Origin of the sequence: Streptomyces lydicus (assembly GCF_001729485.1) — a bacterium.
GTDB classification, from domain to species: domain Bacteria; phylum Actinomycetota; class Actinomycetes; order Streptomycetales; family Streptomycetaceae; genus Streptomyces; species Streptomyces lydicus_D.
In genome coordinates this window covers 207,551-225,010 of sequence record NZ_CP017157.1, presented here as the reverse complement: position 1 = coordinate 225,010, position 17,460 = coordinate 207,551, and the positions used below count along the sequence as shown (strand labels likewise).

Below are 17,460 nucleotides of genomic sequence, written 5' to 3'. Positions count from 1 at the left end.
CGGCACCGGGAAATCCGGTTGCCCGGCGTCCCGCGTCCGCCCGACCATGACGGCATGACCACGGCTCAGGACACCGTCACGATCCGCCCGGCCCGCCCCACCGACGCCCCCGCGATCGCCGCCGTCCACCAGGACTCACGGCGGGCCACCATGCCCTATCTGCCGCCCCAGCGCCGCACCCACGACGAGGTCACCCGCTGGATCCGCGAGATCGTGCTGCCCGAGAGCCACACCCTCGTCGCGGTCCGTGGCCCCGAGGTCCTCGGCTACGCCACCGTCCAGGGCGATCTGCTCGACCAGCTTTACCTCCGCCCGGACGTCCGGCGCACCGGCATCGGCACCCGCCTCCTCACCGAGGTCCGGCGGCACCGCCCGGCCGGGCTCACCCTGCACGTCTTCCAACTCAACACCGAGGCCCGGGCGTTCTACGCCCACCACGGTTTCCGCGTCGTGGCCACCGACGACGGCAGCGGCAACATGGAGAACCTCCCGGAACTCACCCTGCGCTGGACGCCGTCCCCCGGGGCCGCGGTCCCTCCGGGATCCCCCTAGGGGATGTCACAGGTCGGCAGCAAACCCCGCCCCGGTCGCCGGCTCGGCCACCCCTTCGCCGCGGACCAGGTACTTTCGAAGGCGTGGCTGGATTCAGGATGGGTCGCGGACGGGATGCCCGCCCCGCGCAGAACGGACAGCAGGGCCAGGGGCAGCAGGCACCGTACGGACAGCAAGGGCCGTACGGGCAGCAGCCCCCGCCGCAGCACGGGCAGTGGCAGGCCCCGCCGAACCACGGCGGCGCGCCTCAGGCGCCACCGCACGGCCGGTACGGCGAGCCCGAGTACTTCGGCGACGGCGGCTACGAGCCCGCTCAGGCGTCGTACGCGCCGTACGGCGGCGACAACAACCCCGGCAGCACAAGGCAGTTCAGCATCGGCGAGGGTCCGGACGCCTACGGGCAGCAGCCCGACCAGTACGGCGGCGGCCCCGGTGACGGTGCGTACGCGGACGGCGGCACCTACCGCGCCGGCCAGTCCGCGGCCCCACCGGCCGGTCCCCGGCTGCACTGGAAGCAGCTGCTGTCCGGCATCGTGCTGCGCCCCGACGCCACGTTCTGGCAGATGCGGGACCACACGGTCTGGGGCCCGGCGCTCGTCGTCACCTTCGTCTACGGCCTGCTCGCGGTCTTCGGGTTCGACAAGGCCCGCGAGGATGTGCTGAACGCCACGCTCTCCAACAGCATCCCCTGGGTGCTGATCACCGCCGTGATGTTCATCATCGGCAGCCTGATCCTGGGCACGGTCACCCACACCCTGGCCCGCCAGCTCGGTGGTGACGGCGCCTGGCAGCCGACCATCGGCCTGTCCATGCTGATCATGAACATCTCGGACGCGCCCCGGCTGCTGTTCGCGATGTTCCTCGGCGGCGACTCCACCCTCGTCCAGGTGCTGGGCTGGCTGACCTGGCTGGCCTGCGGCTATCTGCTGACGTCCATGGTCAGCAAGTCGCACGACCTGCCGTGGCCCAAGGCCCTGGGCGCCTCCGCGATCCAGCTGGTCGCGCTGCTCGGCCTGCTCAAGCTCGGCACGCTGTAGGCCCTGCCCGGCCACGCCAAGGGGCCCGTCCCGGAGCACTCGGCTCCCGGACGGGCCCCTTGCCGTACGGCCGCTCCGCCGGCCCGCCGCGCGGCGGCTACGCGAACCGCTGGCCCGCCGACCCGTCGCAGGCCCGCAGCCTGAGCGGCTCCTTCGCCCCGCCGAGCGCCAGGCACAGCGACGGCGCGGCCGCCGGCCGGATCACCCCGCCGGCCCGCACGAACTGCTGGTTGCCCGCGCCCGAGCAGTTCCACAGCACCAGCGCCGCGCCGGCCTCGTACCGTCCGCCCGGCACGTCCAGGCACCGGTCCTGGCTCAGCCCCACGTGCACCGACCGCTGACCGTCGTCGTACCACCAGTCCTGATTGCGCTGCCCGTTGCAGTCCCAGCCGCCGACCGCCGTGCCGTTCCGGCTCGCGCCGCCGATCGCGTCGAGGCAGCTGCCCGTGCCGGCGTTCCGCCACGGCCGGTACGCGTCGTCCCAGGCCCCCGCGTACAGCGTCGGCCGCCCGGTGCTCGCGGGGTCCGCGCAGGACGCCTCCCGCAGCCCCGGCGCCGCGTACAGCTGGGTCAGGCACGCGGCGAACGCGCCGTGCCCGCGCGCGTTGGGGTGGAACGACTGCCGCACCGAATTGGCGTCCGGCGGGAAGGGGTTGGTGAGGTTCACCCACAGCCCGCGGGCCCAGGTGTCCTCCATGCACACCTCGTGCCCGTGGAACAGCCGCGAGGCGTCGAGGTACGTCGCTCCCGCCTCCCGCGCGGCCGCGCGCACGCCCGTCTCGAACGCCGGCACCGCGGCGTTGCGCCCCCACGCCGCATCGGAGGTGTAGCCGGTGCAGCCGCCCGGCAGCTTCCCCGGGTAGTGCGGGTTGTCCTCCACGTCCGGCCCGATCGGGCTCGGGTACGACATCACCACGAGCCGGTAGTCGCCGTCCGCGTAGCCCGCGTCCCGCATCACGGTCCGCAGATCGCCGACGGTCCGCTCGATCTTGGGCACCAGCCCGTCGACCCGCGCCTGCCAGCCCGGCCGGTACTTCGTCTCGCAGGTGCCCTGGAGCAGGAACCAGCGCTCCACGCAGTCCGTCATCACCGGCCCGAACTGGAGATCGTCATTGGCGCCCGCGACCAGCAGGACCATCTTCAGCCGGGTGTTGCGGGCCTTGATCGCCAGGTTGTCGCTCTGCACCAGCTCATCGGCGTACTGCTTGCTGCCCCCGAGGACGATGTTGCCGCTGTACGCCCCCGAGCAGGCGACGTTGTACGTCACGTCCGCCGCGATCCCGGTCCGGTGGATCGCCGAGTCCGGCGACCGGTGGCACCAGTTGGTCGGCCCGTCGGTGCCCGCCTCGTACGTCCCGACGCCCTCGCCCGAGATCTCGCTGTCACCCAGCGAGATCAACGAGGTCTTCCGCTCCGCGAGGGGCCGCTCGACCGCGTCCCCGTAGAGAGCCACCGCCTCCCGCGCCCGGATCTTCTCCAGTTCCGGGGACAGGGGCGTGGCGGCCCGGGGCGCGGCACCGGTGCCTGCCGGAGCGGCGGGGGTGGCCGCGGTGGCGACGCCCGTCCCGCCCGCCGCGGTACCGATCATCGCCGCCAGGGCGACGGCCGTGGCCGCGCTCCCCGCCCTCGCCCGCCACCCACGTCTCGCACGCGCCATCGGTGTCTCCCCTCCGGTCCGGCGGAACCACTGGCCCCACCGCCACCGCCGTCGCCACTGTGACCGCTGTTACCGCCGGTTTTTACTCGGTGGTAAGCACCTGCGGAACACTCGGAACGCGATTGGCCGAAAGACGTGTGAGACGGCGCACACACAAAACGTAAGGGAGCCGGCCGCAGCCAACTCCCTTACGGATAATGCTCGTTCACCCCGGCCCGCCGGACCGGAGGGGGCCGCCCGGCCCCTCAGGCGTCGAGGACCTGACCCTCCCGCCGCACCACCGGCGGCTCGACGCTCCACGGGAAGTTGATCCAGTCGTCCGTGCGCTTCCAGACGTACTCGCACTTCACCAGCGACTGCGACTTCTCGTAGATCACCGCGCTGCGCACCTCGGCCACGGTCTCCAGGCAGAAGTCGCGCACCAGCTTCAGCGTCTTGCCGGTGTCGGCGACGTCGTCGGCGATCAGCACCTTCTTCTCGGAGAAGTCGATCGCGTTCGGCACCGGGGCCAGCATGACCGGCATCTCCAGGGTGGTCCCCACGCCGGTGTAGAACTCCACGTTCACCAGGTGGATGTTCTTGCAGTCCAGCGCGTACGCCAGCCCACCCGCGACGAAGACACCGCCGCGCGCGATCGACAGCACGACGTCGGGCTCGTACCCGTCATCGGCGATCGTCTGCGCCAGCTCACGGATCGCCCCGCCGAACCGCTCGTACGTCAGGTTTTCCCGCACGTCACTCACGTATCTCTCTCAGACCTTCGCTGTCCAACGGCTCTGCCCCGCGCGTCCACCCTGCTGAACGCGCCCCCCTGCCCAGGCGCTCTCCGTCGCCTGCCTCACACCCGCGTCAGACCCGCGTCCGGTGGAAGTTCATGAACGACCGGGACGGCGTCGGGCCGCGCTGCCCCTGGTAGCGGGAGCCGTACCGCTCACTGCCGTAGGGGTGCTCGGTCGGCGACGTCAGCCGGAACATGCACAGCTGCCCGATCTTCATGCCCGGCCACAGCTTGATCGGCAGCGTGGCGACATTGCTCAGCTCCAGCGTCACGTGCCCGCTGAACCCCGGGTCGATGAAGCCGGCGGTCGAATGCGTCAGCAGCCCCAGCCGCCCCAGCGAGCTCTTGCCCTCCAGCCGGGACGCGATGTCGTCCGGCAGGCTGATCACCTCGTACGTCGAGGCCAGCACGAACTCGCCCGGGTGCAGGATGAACGCCTCGTCCCCCTCCGGAACGACCTCACGGGTCAGATCGGGCTGCTCGACGGCGGGGTCGATGTGCGGGTACCGGTGATTCTCGAACACCCGGAAGTACCGGTCGAGGCGCACGTCGATACTGGACGGCTGCACCATCGACTCTTCATAGGGGTCGATACGCACCCGACCAGCATCGATCTCGGCCCGGATGTCCTTGTCTGAGAGAAGCACGCACACGAGGATACGCGCCCGCACCACCCCCACCGCACGACGAGGGCCCGGCCCCCAGGGGGCCGGGCCCTTCACCACTTCCTCGCTCGCCGCTCCCTCGGTCACCGCACCGGTGACCGCTGTCGCTGCTCTACCTCGTCACTGTCGCTGCACTACCGCTTCGCGTGCTCCACGGGCACCGCATGCCGCAGCCGAGCGCAGCGCGGGCAGCGCAACAGCCGTCCAGGACCGAGCCGATCGGTGGTCTGCATCGGGAACGAAGCGGTGCTGAACACGTGGCCCTCAGCACAACGTACGACGGTGCGCTCCATCAAGTCCCTCTCCCAACTGCGTGGACAACAAAAGCCACATTAGGGGATGAACTGGGCGCATCTGAAAGCGGCACTCCGACGCCCCACCGTACGCCCCAACTCCCGCCCCCGGCACCCGCATCCCACCCCCCGGAGACCACCCCGCACCCCCGGCCGCACACCGGCCCGGACCGCCCCCGACCACCCCCGGACATGCCAAATGCACCGCGAGGCGGTGATGGGGTAGAGTGTGCGACGATGTTCCGCTCTCGATCCGAGGCGGGATTACGCGGGTGTAGTTTAATGGTAGAACATGAGCTTCCCAAGCTCAGAGCGCGGGTTCGATTCCCGTCACCCGCTCCACATGGAAGCCCCAGGTCAGTGACCTGGGGCTTGTTGCTGTCCAGACCTCTCCGGGGCACGTGCCCCTCGAAAAGCCCGTGCCAGGCGGGCTGTTGACGAGGTGTTCGCACCACACCACCCGTGGAGGTCCCGAACCCCGGGACGCATCTTCCATGGCCTACGTCACCACATTGCTCGGACGCGCGAATTCGCTTACCGAAACCAGCAGTTCCTGCCGGCGGTACATGCGATCTGCCCCGACGACCGCGAGTCCCTGTCGAGGGACGGCCCTCGACAGGGACAGACGGATGCAGGCAGGCAGTCAGCGGTTCGGCTGTGGTGATGCGCCGGGTCACGCGTCGTGCCTTGCCGGTCGGGGTCAGTCGTTCCAGTGCTCCAGCACCCGCTGCTGGACTTCCTGCGGGAAGGTGAAGCGGAAGGAGCTCCGGGGGTCACGGCCCTCTTCGTCGGAGGGGAGCAGGGCGTCGTAGGTGACCTTCGGCCCCCTCCCGGCGTGCCGCTCTTCCGGCGTGTACCCGGAGAGCAGGGGCAGCATCTTGCCCTCGCGCACGATCCGCCGGCCGGTGGGGTGCACCCGGGTGGCGAGCGCCCACATCAGTTCACCGGTGTCGGAGGCGTCCACGTCGTCGTCGAGGACGAAGATGCGGGGCACCACGTATTCGAAGCGCTGGGCGGCGATGACATCGGTGATCCGCTGGGCGAAGTCGCCCGTGGAGAGGCCGGGGAGCTTGTCGCGCCAGTCGGCGGCGACGCTGACCACCAGAACGTGCGAGGCGCCGTCGAAGGGTTCCCAGGCGGAGGTGACGGGCAGGTTCGCCGCACGCAGGGCGGTCAGGGCTTCGGCGGCCAGGGTGAGGCCGGTGGCCGTGTGGTACTCGTCGACGGGTTCGCCTTCGACCACGGTCGGCCAGATGGGGTCGTCGCGGTGGGTGATGGCCTCGATGGTGTAGACGGGCTGCATCGAGGTCTCGCTCGGGCAGTAGCCGGCGAACTCGCCCATCGGGCCCTCGACGCCGGTGCGTTCGACGGACAGGTGCCCCTCGATGACGATCTCGGCGCTCGCCGGCACCTGGAGGTCGACGGTCTCGCACTGGACCAGTTCCAGGGGCTCGCCGAGCAGGGCGCCGAGGTAGCCGGCTTCCTCCACGCCGTCCGGCAGGGGCATGCCGGAGATGAACGGCAGGGCCGGTTCGCCGCCCTGGACCAGGGCGAACGGCATCGGCTCGCCGCGGTCGGCCCACTGCTGCCACACCTGGGCGATGTGCTGGGGGTGCATCACCAGGCCGGTCATGTGGGTGTCGTCGACCATCATGATCCGGGCGATGGACCAGTTGGTGAACGATCCGTCCGGGGTGCGGGCGACGATGGTGCCCCAGGTGTTGACGTAGGGGCCGCCGTCGCCTTCGTGCAGCAGCGGGGTCGGGAACCGGGCCAGCGAGGCGTCCTCACCGAGCAGGATGTTCTGCTTGCACGGTGCGCTGTCGACCAGCACGGGCTGGAGCGGCTCACGGGTGCGGGCCTCGGCGAGGGCGTCGACGATCTCGCGGGCGCTCGCGGTGGAGTCGAGCCCGAGGGAGAGCGCGATACGGGCCAGCGGACGGCCGGGAGCGGAGCTCAGGGCGCCGGGAGCGCCCAGCAGCCGGAAACCGGGCGCTGAGTCCTTGATGTTCGTGAACAGGGGCGCGGGGGCGACGGTCTCGTAGGAGCGGCGGATGATCGCGCCGACCTCCAGGTCGGGATCGACGAGCCGGTCGACGGTGCGCAGGTCGCCGAGGGCGTCGAGGGCGTCGAGGTAGGTGCGCAGGTCCTTGATACGGGCCATGGGGATTCCTTTCCTTCAGGGCCCGTCGAGGCGCTGGGGGGGGGTGCCCCGGCGGGGGTTTCGTGGCTCAGCCGGCCGCCCGGTCGGGGGCGGCGCTGTCGAGAGGGGCGAGGGGACGGTCGCGGCGGGTGCGGGCGGTGGCGGGGCCCTCCCAGCGGACCGCCCGCTGACTGTCCAGGCCGAACTGGTCCATGACGCGCGCGACGAGGTGGTCGACGATGTCGTCGACGCTCGCGGGCCGGTTGTAGAAGGCCGGCATGGGCGGGAGCAGGCTGACGCCCATCCGGGACAGGGCGAGCATGTTCTCCAGGTGGATGGTCGACAGCGGGGTCTCCCGCACCGCCAGGACCAGCCTCCGCTGTTCCTTGAGGTGGACGTCCGCCGCGCGGCTGATCAGGTCGCTGCCGTAGCCGGCCCGGATCGCGGCGAGGGTCTTCGCGCTGCAGGGCGTGATGACCATGCCGTCGGTACGGAACGAACCACTGGAGATCGACGCCGCCTGGTCCTCCGGCCCGTGCACGACGTCGGCGAGGCGGGTCACGTCGCGCGCCGTCCAGTCGGTCTCCAGCTCGATGGTGGCGCGGGCCCAGCGACTCATCACCAGATGGGTCTCCACGTCGGGCTGCTGCTGGAGCTCCTGGAGCAGTCGGATGCCCAGGATCGCGCCGGTGGCGCCCGTCATTCCTACGACCAGTCGCCGCACGACTCCGCCTTTCTTCGTGCACGAATCATTCGTACACGAAGATACACAGTAAGCTGGCAGAATCAAATGCGCACGCCACACGAACCCGGAGGCCGTCATCGCCACGCCGCAGACACCCCAGTACCTCGCGGGCTCCCCCCTGCACCTGCTGCGGCGCGCCCTGCAGAGCTACTCCGCGAAGTGGCAGGAGGTCGTCGGCGACGTCACCCCGCCCCAGTACGCCGTGCTGCTGACCGTCCACGAGTGCCCGGGCATCGATCAGTCCCGACTCGGTGACATGACCGGCATCGACCTGGCCACCCTGGCCCCCCTCGTGCACCGCCTGGAGCTGAGGGGCCTGCTCGCCCGCGAGGTCGACCCCGCGAACCGCCGCCGGAAACTCCTGACGCTCACCGGCGACGGCAACGCCACGCTCGACCGGATCCGTCCCCTCGGCGAAGCGGTCGACGCCTCCGTCGTCGGCGGCCTGCCGGAGACGCATCGCGCCGTACTGCTGGAGTCATTGCGGTGGATCAGCGGCGCCGGACACCGTTCGGACTGAACGGCATCTCGCAGAGGAGCGCAGGCTGCGGGCCGCGGCCGGTGCCTTGCGAGTGGTCCGTAACACCGTCATCCACCGGGTCAAACGCGCCGAGGAACTCCTGCCCCGGCCACCACCATTACGGGCAGCACACGGGAGCTGCGCCTCCCCCTGGAGATCGCCCGCACCCTGCTCGGCTGACGACACCAGCGGCCCGGCGCACCCCGGACCACGGGGTCCGCAGCCCAAGGCGCCGACGCTCGGAACTTTCACGGCGTCCTCGACACCACCGTCCCCGCGCGTGCCCCATCCGTGCCCTTCAGGGTGGTCAGTGACGGTCATTCACGGTAGGCACGAGAAGCTCGGATAGCCGCCCACCACAACGTTTTCCCGGTTCAGGCGGCATTCCGAGGCCCTGCCCCGTTGATTCCCAAGCTCAGAGCGCGGGTTCGATTCCCGTCACCCGCTCCAAAGACGAAGGCCCAGTTCAGGTAGTTGACTCTCTGACTGGGCCTCTGTGTTGTCCAGACCGGGCTGAGCTCCTCGTGCCCGCTACGTGCCCGATCGCTTCTGGTCGGAGTCAGCCTTCGGAGCGGGGGGCTGCCGGTGTGTGTGCGTAGTAGCGGAAGAGCAACTCGCCCGGACCACCGTCATAGTGACGGCCGCAATGGAAGTCGTCGTAGGTGGTCGGCACGTATTTCCAGTTCTTCACGATCGTGTGCGGGTGGTCGAATGCGAACCCGATCAGGCCGATGTGGTGGGCGGACAAGTAGTCCAGCAGCAGTTGGGCATTTTTCGGGACGTCCGGATTGCACTGCCAGCCCGAGCTGGCGTTCCATTCGGTGACCATGACCGGTTTCGACGCGCTGAGGTCTCCGAAATCTCTGTCCCACTCGGCCTTGAGTGAACCCGTGAGCAGGGGATAGTGCACGGCGTAGACGAGCTGCGGATCGTGAGGGTCGGCAGGGTCATTCACGTTCGGGGCGTTGGCCAAGGTTGTCTTGACATTCAGCCCGGAGACGATGATGACGTTTCCGGCATGCTGGGAACGGATGTTGTCGACGAGCCGCTGCATCCCCACTGCTGTGCACCGGCCGTGCTTGCCGGTCGTAGGTCCGCCGGAGAGCCACGTCCGCCAGGCGGCGCTGTCGACCGGCTTTGCGATGGGTTCGTTGTACAGCTGAAGCATGACCCCGTGATCGTCGGCGAACCGTGGGGCAAGCCGTGACCAGGCACGCTCGGCTCCCGCATCCGGCAGGGGACAGCGGTGGTTCTTTCCTGCGTGCCGCTCGGACTGCAATGACACGATGACGGTGAATCCGAGGCCGCGTGCCAGATGTACTGCCTTCTGCACCTCTTCGAGGTAGTCGGGCGTGTATTTCGAATCTTTCGGGTCGAGGGCGAACTCGCTGACCTGGAACCGTATGGTGTCGACGTGCCTGGCCTGCGCGGCGCGCAGTTCGGCCGCACCGAAGTGCCGGCCGGCCTTGGCGTAGTCGCCCTTCAATTGAGCCTGTGGCGCCACCAGACCTACGATCTGCACCCCGCGTGGCACGAACGGCCACCCGTCCCGTCGCAATTGGGCGCCGTGCACGCTGACCGCGCCCCGCCCCGTTCCCCCGCCGGAAGCAGCGCTCGAAGAAGGGGTGGGCTTCGCACCGGACGGGTCGGAGGCTCGACTTCCGCACCCTGCCACCGACATCGTCATGGCCAGGACCCCCGCCACCGCGAGGACGCCCCGGCGACGCCACCCCCGCTTGGGCCGGGCAGCTCGCTCCCCTTTGACCGCGCCGTTCCTGTCATCCACTGGGCGTTCCTCCACATCCATCGCTCGGGCGCCTCCTGACGCTAGAAGTGGATCTTGTGAGATCCATGTGACTCGGCACCTCGTCGTGGCTGCGGCGTCCGGGAACGCCGGGCACCATGGGCAGCACCGGCTGCGTGCCCGTCGCTTGAGTAGGAAGCCGCCGCGATCAGCCGTGCGCGCGGCTTGTTAGCGGAACGTGAGTGAGGCGTTCACGGAACGTCAGCGGCTCCGGGGAGAGTGGTGTTCACAGCGCGGGAACGACCGAAGAAGGGTCCCGCACGGAATGCAGGGGGAACCTGATCATGCGTACTTCCCGGATTCGTACCGTCACTCTGGCCGCTGTCACCGCTGCGCTGGCGTTGGGTCTGACCGCTTGCGGTGGCGCGGACGGTGGTTCGAACGCGAAGGCGGCGGGTGGGGGCAACGCCGCCGGCAGCGCGCAGAGCCGGTCCGCGTCGGATGAGGGTGGCAAGGGCGGGGCGGAGCAGGCGAACGGTGGCGGTGACGCCAAGGAGGGTGCGCGTTCGACGGCGGCCTCGGGCGGGACGGGGGAGGCCGCGGGTAAGGGCACCACGGCCGGCGCGGGGCAGTGCCGCGGCGATGAGATGCTGCTCACCGCGGTGCACCGGTTCGCCGGGCAGCAGGGCGACCACCTGCTGGTCACCGCGTCGAACAAGGGCAGCACGCCGTGCTGGGTCACCTCGTACCCGGCCGTGAAGCTCGGCGACGCCGGCGCCGTACTGCCGCACTCGAAGAAGGACAACCCCGGTGGCAGCAAGCGCCTCACGCTCCAGCCCGGCGGCAAGGTGTACAGCGCGGTGAACCTCTTCGACTACGGCTCGAAGCACCACACGGCGCAGTCGTTCGCCCTCGCGCTGCGCGGCACGAACGGTCAGAGCGGCCCCTCCTACTCCGTCGCCCTCCAGGGCGCGAAGCCGCAGTTCAGCTGGAACGAGGCCGACGTGCTGAACTGGAACACCGTGAAGCCGTACAACTTCTGACGGACCGTCGGTCGGGGGACGGGGCGCGGCGGGTCGCACCTCGGCGTCGTGCTCCAGGGCTACGGCCCTGGGGCGTTGCGTGTGACCCGTACCCATGGCGTGGAAGGGGATCGCCCATGGCGCCCTAGAGGGAGTACGGGCCGAAGCGGCCCCACGCGACGACGGCCGCGAGCGCGAGCAGCACCAGGTTCACGGCGATCATCTGCGCCTCGCCGCGACGGGCGTGCACGACCACGGCGCCGAGCATGACCAGCACCAGGCCGAGGGCCGCCAAGGGCGCCAGCACCGGTGCGATGCCGAGCGCGGGCGGCAGAACCAGGCCGAGCGCGGCCAGCACCTCCAGGGCTCCGATCAGCTTCACCGTCCCCGCGCTCACCCCCTCGGTCCAGCCCATACCCGAGGCCGCCAGCTTCTGTTTCGACTGGGACAGCTTCATCGCCCCGGCCGCCAGGAACGCCACGGCGAGCACGCCGGCGAGACTCCACAGCAGAACGTTCATCGTGATCAACACCTTTCAATGACTTAAATGTTGAAGTGAAGAGTAGGGTCTATTCGCTTCAAGGTGCAAGTCATTCGTTGTGCTGGTCGCTTCACGCGTGAAGTTATACTCGCGAGCATGGAGACCCCGCAGGAACCCCGCTGGCTGGACGATGAAGAAGATCAGGCATGGATCGCGCTCAGCAGCGTGCTGATGCGACTCCCCGCGGCGCTGGACGCACAGCTGCAACGTGACGCCGGCCTGAGTCACTTCGAGTACCAGGTGATGGCCGGGCTTTCCATGGTCCCCGAGCGCACCCTGCGGATGAGCGAGCTGGCCGCGTTCGCTGAGGGCTCCCTCCCCCGGCTGTCCCAAGTCGTCGGACGGCTGGAGAAGCGCGGCTGGATGCGCCGTGACCCCGACCCCACCGACGGCCGCTACACCGTGGCCACCCTCACCGACGACGGCTACGAGAAGGTCGTCGGCACGGCCCCCGGACACGTGGAGGCCGTGCGCAGCTGTGTCTTCGACGCACTCACCAAGGCGCAGGTCCGCCAGCTGACCACGATCGGCCGCCGCATCGTCGGCGCCGTGGACCCCACGCATCCACTGGCCACCGGAACGCTGGACCGGCTGCGTCCCGAGAAGTAGCCGTTCGCGATCCCCTGGGGCAGTCGCCCGTGGAGGGCCTCGTCCGACCCGGACGTCGCGCCCGGTACGGGAACTGCTGCCGGAGGGAGCGCCACCTTGCGCCGCACTATCTTGTAGTGCATGACTCATGCTGTGTAAGGTACTGGTCATGGAAGAGACGTCCGCTCCCCGTGCCCAGTGGCTGCGAGGGGTGCTGGACATGTGCCTGCTGGCCTTGATGGCGGAGGGCCCGGTCTACGGCTACGAGATGACCGTCCGGCTCGCGAAGGCCGGGCTCGATGTCGCGGACGGCTCGATCTACCCGGCGCTGGCGCGCCTGCGCAAGCGCGAGCTGGTCGAGATCGAACGCCGCAGCGGGGACGGGGGGCCCGCCCGCACCTACTACACGCCCAGCGCAGCGGGTTTGCGGATGCTCCGGGCGTGGAGCCGCGACTGGGGCGAGTTCGCCACGAGCATCGGCTCCGTCATTGGCCAACCCGCGCGGGAGGAATCATGACCCTGACGGTCGACGACGCGATACACCGGGCCACCGAGACGTGGCGCCGCCTCAGCGTCGAACAGGACACGGCCGATGAGATGGCCGAGGAACTGGCCGCCGACCTGACTGCCGCCGCCTCGGACGGCAGGTCGGTCGCCGACTACATCGGCGGGGACGTCGAGGCGCTGGCCACCTCCTGGGCGGACGAACGCGGTCTGCTGCCGGCGCACCGGTATCTGAAGGAGACCGCCGTCGCGGCGGCCCAGGGTGCCGTCCTGCCCGCCCTCGCCGCGCTCGCCTTTTGGTACGTGTGCTGGTCGCACCTCCTCGACCCCAGCGGCTCATCGCTGACCACCACGCCCGGCGGGCATGTGCTGTCGGAGGTGCGCACGTTCCCCAACCCCGGTGTCCCCCTGATGTGGGTGGGGCTCCCGGTGTGCGCGCTCGCCGCGTTCTTCTTGATCCGGCGGGCCGTGCACGGAACGCTCCGGCACCACGGTGCCCCCGCGCGCGAAGCGACCGTGCGGGCCCTGACCAAGGCCCTCCCGGTCCTTCTCGTGGCGGCGGCCGGGCTCGGTGTCGCGATCGGCATCTTCGGTGCCTACGTGGTGGGTTACTACCAACTCCTCTTCACCGCCCCCCTCGCGCCGGCCGTAATGACCGGCGCCGTCGCGGCCGGTGCCGCCTGGGTCCGTCACCGCACCTGCCCGCCCGTGACGGGCACCGTCTGAACCCCGGGGCTGCGGGCCACCCGCCCGCTCCCGGCAGCAGTCCGCGGGCGCGGTCGCAGCGAGCGGCCGGTACCGCATCCGCGGCGGCCCGTTCGGAGTTGAGGCCCAGGTCAGCGACCTGGGCCTGCTTCGTTTTCCGGACCCGGGCCGCCCGGATCGCGGGGTGCCGGCGGCCCCGTCCGGCGCTGACCCGCCTGCGTTTGCCGGACGTTAGCGGCACGGCAGCCTGGCGATAGCGGCCCCGGCCAGAGTGGGTGACGTACCGAGGAGACAGCGACACCGATCACCCTGGGGGGACCCGAAATGAGCGCCAACACCACTGTCCGCACCGCCCGTCGCCGCACGCTGCGCGTGGCCGCCGCGGCCCTGACCGCGGCCGCGGCGCTTTCGCTGACCGCCTGCTCCGGCTCGGACGCCGCGGCCGCCAAGCCGGCAGGCGGCCAGAAGGACACCGCCGCGGCCGCCGAGGCCGGCGGCGCGGGCTCCTCCGGGTCCAACGGCGCGGGGTCCTCCGGCGGGGCGCAGGGTTCCGACAACAAGGCGGACTCCGGTGCCAAGCCCGGTGCCAAGCCCGGCACCAACGCGGGCAGCGCGGGCAAGCAGTCCGGCGGCGCGCACGCCACCGGCGGCAGTGGCGGGGCGAGTGGGGGTGTCGAGCGCTGCCACACCTCCGGCCTGACGGCGGCGTTCGCCACGGGCGGCGACGCGGCCCCGGACCCGGACGCGAGCGGGGGGACGACCACCAGCGTCGTGCTGACCAACAAGGGCAGCCGCACCTGCAAGATCGGCGGTTTCGCGGGCGTGGACCTCAAGTCCGAGAACGGCGGCGAGCGCTGGTCGCTGGTCCGCTCCTCGGCCAAGCACGGCTCGATCACCCTGGGGCCCGGCGACAGCACCGACTTCACCATCAATGTCCTCATGACCAAGGAAGACACCGGCTTCTACCAGCCCGCCTGGGCCGACATCACCCCGCCCAACGAGACCAAGGCGCTCACCATCAAGTGGCCCTGGGGCACGCTCGTCGACCAGCGCAGCGCCACCCACCCGGGCACCTTCGTCAACCCCATCGGCTGACCGTCTCGGGGCGGACACGGGCACGGACACGAGCCCACAACTGCCCTTGTTCCACTGCCCCGTACGCGGCGTCGCGGCATCTCCGGGCGCACGGGAGCACATCCCGGGGGCGCCCGGTCCCGCCGGCCCGGGTGCTTGCCACAATTTGAATGCACACTGAACCACTTCCGGATCGGGCCCGTGACCACCAGTGACACATTTACGCCGCACGTCCCGGGGAGATTCATGACGCGCAGATGGTGGCTCATCACCACGATCGCCGTATTGACCGTCGCGCTGGCCTTCGTCACCGTCCAACTGGTGCGCGGCCAGAACTCCGGGAAGGAGCAGGCCGGGGCGGACCCGGCCGCTTCGCGCCCGGGTGGCGGCACCGAGTCGCTGCAGGGCCTCGGCTGGTGGCCCCTGCACCGCTCCGGCACCGCGAAGGCCGGCGCGCACGACGGCGTGATCAGCGGCGGCACGGAGTGGACCGACGGCCCCCAGGGCGGCGCCCTGCGGCTGGACGGCACCAGCGGATTCGTGGACACCGGCACCGTGCTGGACACCACGGGCAAGGACTACTCGGTCGCCGCGCGGGTGCGCCTCGCCTCCGAGGACCGGAACGGCTTCCACACCGCCCTGTCCGAGGACGGCGACCCGAGCAGCTCGTTCTTCCTCCAGTACGCCGGCCCGGACGGGAACTTCGCCTTCAGTTTCACCGGCGCCCGTACCGTCGCGCAGACGCCCGAGCAGCCGCAGCCCGGGCGCTGGTACCACCTGACCGGCACGTACAGCCAGAAGGACCACACGATGCGGATCTACGTGGACGGTCGGCTCGCGGGGACCAGGGTGGCCGCAAGCGACGTGAAACCCACTGGCAGCGTGGTGATCGGACGCGCCAAGTTCGACGGGAGGGCCGCCGACCACTGGAACGGTGACATCGCCGATGTGCACGTCTACGACCGGGAACTGACGTCCCGTGAAGTGGGTTCACTTTCCTCTCGCGAACCGGGCTGACGGGTTACCGGGGCGAGTTCACCGCTGCCGCCGGCCGGCGGGCGCCGCACGGGCGCACGACGGCTCGCGGCGGCGCCCGCCGGTTCTCCCGCGGCCGGCCGAACCCGTCTTCCCCACCGACGACCGGAGAGGAAAGGCCCTTGTCGGCCAGCGCTTCGACCCAAGACCGGATATCCGGCCCGCGCGCCACGGAACCCCGCCCCGACGAGTTCCTGAGAGCGCTCTACCACTTCCACGGCAGCGCGTTACTGCAGTTCGCCGCACGGCGGCTGGAGGGCGACTGGCACCGCGCCGAGGACGTCCTCCAGGAAGTCGCGATACGCGCCTGGCGGCACGCCGGGGAACTCGACCCGACCGCGGATTCGGTGCGGCCCTGGCTGTTCACCGTGCTGCGCAATCTCGTCATCGACGGCCACCGGGCCCGCCAGGCCAGACCACCGGAGACCGGTGACCCCGAACTCGCCCACCTGCCGGTGTCCGACGGGGTGGACCACATCCTCACCTCCCAGGTGCTCACCGACGCGTTGCGGGACCTGCGGCCGGCGCAGCGCGAGGTCCTGCTGCACGTGCACTACCTGGGCCGCAGCGTCAACCAGACGGCCAAGGTCCTCGGCGTCCCGCCGGGCACGGTCAAGTCGCGGACGTACTACGCCGCCCGCGCCCTGCGCGAGGCGCTGCACAGCCGCGGGCTGTACGGGGGCGGCCTGGACCGCGAGGCCGGATGACGCTCACCCGAAACGCCCCGCGTGCCGGGTGATCTCCAGACCGAGCGGCCCGGTGTCCAGCGATCCCCCCGCACCGGTACGCCAGCGCCACCCCGTGGGCGCCTCGCCGACCACCAGCAGCGCGTCCCCGCGCCGCAGGCCGTCCAGCGCCCCCTCCCGCCCGGGGAGCTGTGAGGCGTCCACGACGAACAGGTGCGGCGCCTCGCCCTGGACGGCGATCCGGCTGCTGCCCTCGATCAGCCGGAAGATCTGGGTGACGTCGGGCGATCCGGGCGCCGGCGCCCCCGTGCTCGCCGCAGCCACCTTGGCGAACGCCTCCTCCAGGCTGGCCGCGGTGTGCAGCCGCGAGGTCCGCGCCTCGTCGCCGGAGAGGAGCCCGCCAGCGGCCAGCGATCCCACCAGGGTGACCTCGGCGAGCGCTCCCACCGGGCTGGAGAGCGCCTCGGCGACGACGGCCCGCACCAGGCTGCGCACCTCCTCGTCCGGACCCGCCACCGAGACGGGCCCCGCCGCCCGGGAGAGGTCGACCAGCACCCGGTCGGGGCCGTCCAGGCCTACCGTCACCGTCAGCGCGTACGGCAGGGCCGGTTCGCCCTCCGGGCCGGGGCGGTGCAGGTCGTCGGGCGAGATCGTCCAGCGCTCGCCGTCGGCCTCGACGGTCCAGGGCGCGGGGGCCTTCTGCTCCGCGCCGGCCAGCAGCAGTCCGAGCCGCTCCTCGGAGTAGACGACGGCGTACAGGTCGGGCAGCGACCGGCCGGAGCGCAGGCACTCGCCCGTCAGCCGGCGCAGACCCGCGTTGACCACGTCCAGCGCCTCCCGCCCCATGACGGCGGCCGAGGCGGCGACGGGCTTCGGCGGGCGGGACCGCCACTCGGTGACGATCAGCGCGGTCACCGCCCCGATCAGCGCCAGCCCCAGCACCACGGCCAGGACGTACCAGATCATCTTCTGACTCCTTGTCGGGACGCCCCGGCGGCGGGGCCGGGACGGGCGGAAGCGGGGGCGGCACCGTCGTGACGCCGTGCACCCGATGGCCACTACGGGGCCCGTCCGGGAATGGTTCACCGCCGCACCGGTGAACCATCCGCGGACGCGGTCCGTAGGTCCCGTCAGTGGCACGGGAGCCGCCGAACGCGGCTGCCGAGGCCCC

Annotated in this window: 19 protein-coding genes and 1 tRNA gene; 12 read left to right on the top strand and 8 right to left on the bottom strand. The window is 70.9% G+C overall.

Annotated features, from left to right (window positions below; translation table 11 throughout):
- Window positions 1–54: 54 nt before the first annotated feature.
- Window positions 55–552 (top strand): GNAT family N-acetyltransferase, encoded by a 498-nt coding sequence (locus tag SL103_RS00985; protein ID WP_069573243.1) that lies wholly within the window; start codon window positions 55–57, stop codon window positions 550–552.
- 98 nt (window positions 553–650) lie between these two features.
- The gene (locus tag SL103_RS00980; RefSeq protein ID WP_069566891.1) at window positions 651–1,589 is read left to right on the top strand and encodes a YIP1 family protein; all 939 of its coding nucleotides are present in this window, start codon (window positions 651–653) and stop codon (window positions 1,587–1,589) included.
- A gap of 97 nt (window positions 1,590–1,686) precedes the next feature.
- Here the strand turns inward: SL103_RS00980 and SL103_RS00975 are convergent, their stop codons facing one another.
- From SL103_RS00975 to dcd, 3 genes are all read right to left on the bottom strand, one after another.
- Window positions 1,687–3,246, bottom strand: coding sequence for a ricin-type beta-trefoil lectin domain protein (locus SL103_RS00975; protein WP_069566890.1), 1,560 nt, complete (start codon window positions 3,244–3,246; stop codon window positions 1,687–1,689).
- A 245-nt stretch (window positions 3,247–3,491) separates the two neighbouring features.
- Entirely contained in the window at window positions 3,492–3,980 is a 489-nt protein-coding gene (locus SL103_RS00970) for a phosphoribosyltransferase (protein ID WP_069566889.1), read from the bottom strand.
- Between the two features lie 115 nt (window positions 3,981–4,095).
- Entirely contained in the window at window positions 4,096–4,671 is a 576-nt protein-coding gene (dcd, locus tag SL103_RS00965; RefSeq protein ID WP_069573242.1) for a dCTP deaminase, read from the bottom strand.
- Window positions 4,672–5,250: 579 nt separating this feature from the next.
- On the opposite strand from dcd, the gene SL103_RS00960 reads away from it, so the two are divergent.
- A tRNA-Gly gene (locus SL103_RS00960) sits at window positions 5,251–5,324 on the top strand.
- A gap of 358 nt (window positions 5,325–5,682) precedes the next feature.
- On the opposite strand, the gene SL103_RS00955 is transcribed toward SL103_RS00960, so the two are convergent.
- A complete protein-coding gene (locus SL103_RS00955; RefSeq protein WP_069566888.1) occupies window positions 5,683–7,146 on the bottom strand; it encodes a UbiD family decarboxylase in 1,464 nt (487 codons plus the stop codon).
- A gap of 67 nt (window positions 7,147–7,213) precedes the next feature.
- The gene (locus SL103_RS00950; RefSeq protein WP_069566887.1) at window positions 7,214–7,828 is read right to left on the bottom strand and encodes a UbiX family flavin prenyltransferase; all 615 of its coding nucleotides are present in this window, start codon (window positions 7,826–7,828) and stop codon (window positions 7,214–7,216) included.
- Between the two features lie 82 nt (window positions 7,829–7,910).
- Here SL103_RS00950 and SL103_RS00945 point away from each other — a divergent pair, with 82 nt between their 5' ends.
- Both SL103_RS00945 and SL103_RS37480 read left to right on the top strand, forming a co-directional pair.
- Window positions 7,911–8,390 carry a MarR family transcriptional regulator gene (locus SL103_RS00945; RefSeq protein ID WP_079145495.1) on the top strand — a complete coding sequence of 160 codons (480 nt, stop codon included), beginning with the start codon at window positions 7,911–7,913 and terminating at the stop codon, window positions 8,388–8,390.
- Window positions 8,329–8,739, top strand: coding sequence for a helix-turn-helix domain-containing protein (locus tag SL103_RS37480; RefSeq protein ID WP_107424541.1), 411 nt, complete (start codon window positions 8,329–8,331; stop codon window positions 8,737–8,739). Before SL103_RS00945 ends, SL103_RS37480 begins: the two co-directional genes overlap by 62 nt.
- A 210-nt stretch (window positions 8,740–8,949) precedes the next feature.
- On the opposite strand, the gene SL103_RS00940 is transcribed toward SL103_RS37480, so the two are convergent.
- Window positions 8,950–10,197 (bottom strand): glycoside hydrolase family 5 protein, encoded by a 1,248-nt coding sequence (locus tag SL103_RS00940; RefSeq protein ID WP_079145494.1) that lies wholly within the window; start codon window positions 10,195–10,197, stop codon window positions 8,950–8,952.
- 281 nt (window positions 10,198–10,478) lie between these two features.
- Between SL103_RS00940 and SL103_RS00935 the strand changes: the two genes are divergently transcribed.
- Window positions 10,479–11,177 (top strand): DUF4232 domain-containing protein, encoded by a 699-nt coding sequence (locus tag SL103_RS00935; protein ID WP_069566884.1) that lies wholly within the window; start codon window positions 10,479–10,481, stop codon window positions 11,175–11,177.
- A gap of 124 nt (window positions 11,178–11,301) precedes the next feature.
- On the opposite strand, the gene SL103_RS00930 is transcribed toward SL103_RS00935, so the two are convergent.
- Window positions 11,302–11,676, bottom strand: coding sequence for a DoxX family protein (locus SL103_RS00930; protein WP_069573241.1), 375 nt, complete (start codon window positions 11,674–11,676; stop codon window positions 11,302–11,304).
- A gap of 117 nt (window positions 11,677–11,793) precedes the next feature.
- Between SL103_RS00930 and SL103_RS00925 the strand changes: the two genes are divergently transcribed.
- The 6 genes from SL103_RS00925 (at window position 11,794) to SL103_RS00900 (ending at window position 16,310) form a co-directional block, all read left to right on the top strand.
- Window positions 11,794–12,306: a MarR family winged helix-turn-helix transcriptional regulator gene (locus SL103_RS00925; RefSeq protein ID WP_069566883.1), complete on the top strand. Its 513-nt coding sequence runs from the start codon at window positions 11,794–11,796 to the stop codon at window positions 12,304–12,306.
- Between the two features lie 148 nt (window positions 12,307–12,454).
- Window positions 12,455–12,802, top strand: coding sequence for a PadR family transcriptional regulator (locus SL103_RS00920; RefSeq protein WP_069566882.1), 348 nt, complete (start codon window positions 12,455–12,457; stop codon window positions 12,800–12,802).
- A complete protein-coding gene (locus SL103_RS00915; protein ID WP_069566881.1) occupies window positions 12,799–13,515 on the top strand; it encodes a hypothetical protein in 717 nt (238 codons plus the stop codon). The genes SL103_RS00920 and SL103_RS00915 overlap by 4 nt, the downstream gene beginning before the upstream one ends.
- 303 nt (window positions 13,516–13,818) lie before the next feature.
- Window positions 13,819–14,589: a DUF4232 domain-containing protein gene (locus SL103_RS00910; protein ID WP_069566880.1), complete on the top strand. Its 771-nt coding sequence runs from the start codon at window positions 13,819–13,821 to the stop codon at window positions 14,587–14,589.
- 225 nt (window positions 14,590–14,814) lie between these two features.
- Window positions 14,815–15,585 (top strand): LamG domain-containing protein, encoded by a 771-nt coding sequence (locus SL103_RS00905; protein WP_069566879.1) that lies wholly within the window; start codon window positions 14,815–14,817, stop codon window positions 15,583–15,585.
- Window positions 15,586–15,725: 140 nt separating this feature from the next.
- A complete protein-coding gene (locus tag SL103_RS00900) occupies window positions 15,726–16,310 on the top strand; it encodes a sigma-70 family RNA polymerase sigma factor (protein ID WP_069566878.1) in 585 nt (194 codons plus the stop codon).
- 3 nt (window positions 16,311–16,313) lie between these two features.
- On the opposite strand, the gene SL103_RS00895 is transcribed toward SL103_RS00900, so the two are convergent.
- Entirely contained in the window at window positions 16,314–17,255 is a 942-nt protein-coding gene (locus SL103_RS00895) for a hypothetical protein (RefSeq protein ID WP_069566877.1), read from the bottom strand.
- Between the last annotated feature and the right edge of the window lie 205 nt (window positions 17,256–17,460).

Coding starts and splice junctions, on each gene's coding strand:
- SL103_RS00985 (WP_069573243.1), top strand. CDS start 55: ATGACCACGGCTCAGGACACCGTCACGATCCGCCCGGCCCGCCCCACC.
- SL103_RS00980 (WP_069566891.1), top strand. CDS start 651: ATGGGTCGCGGACGGGATGCCCGCCCCGCGCAGAACGGACAGCAGGGC.
- SL103_RS00975 (WP_069566890.1), bottom strand. CDS start 3,246: ATGGCGCGTGCGAGACGTGGGTGGCGGGCGAGGGCGGGGAGCGCGGCC.
- SL103_RS00955 (WP_069566888.1), bottom strand. CDS start 7,146: ATGGCCCGTATCAAGGACCTGCGCACCTACCTCGACGCCCTCGACGCC.
- SL103_RS00950 (WP_069566887.1), bottom strand. CDS start 7,828: ATGACGGGCGCCACCGGCGCGATCCTGGGCATCCGACTGCTCCAGGAG.
- SL103_RS00940 (WP_079145494.1), bottom strand. CDS start 10,197: ATGGATGTGGAGGAACGCCCAGTGGATGACAGGAACGGCGCGGTCAAA.
- SL103_RS00935 (WP_069566884.1), top strand. CDS start 10,479: ATGCGTACTTCCCGGATTCGTACCGTCACTCTGGCCGCTGTCACCGCT.
- SL103_RS00930 (WP_069573241.1), bottom strand. CDS start 11,676: ATGAACGTTCTGCTGTGGAGTCTCGCCGGCGTGCTCGCCGTGGCGTTC.
- SL103_RS00925 (WP_069566883.1), top strand. CDS start 11,794: ATGGAGACCCCGCAGGAACCCCGCTGGCTGGACGATGAAGAAGATCAG.
- SL103_RS00920 (WP_069566882.1), top strand. CDS start 12,455: ATGGAAGAGACGTCCGCTCCCCGTGCCCAGTGGCTGCGAGGGGTGCTG.
- SL103_RS00915 (WP_069566881.1), top strand. CDS start 12,799: ATGACCCTGACGGTCGACGACGCGATACACCGGGCCACCGAGACGTGG.
- SL103_RS00910 (WP_069566880.1), top strand. CDS start 13,819: ATGAGCGCCAACACCACTGTCCGCACCGCCCGTCGCCGCACGCTGCGC.
- SL103_RS00905 (WP_069566879.1), top strand. CDS start 14,815: ATGACGCGCAGATGGTGGCTCATCACCACGATCGCCGTATTGACCGTC.
- SL103_RS00895 (WP_069566877.1), bottom strand. CDS start 17,255: ATGATCTGGTACGTCCTGGCCGTGGTGCTGGGGCTGGCGCTGATCGGG.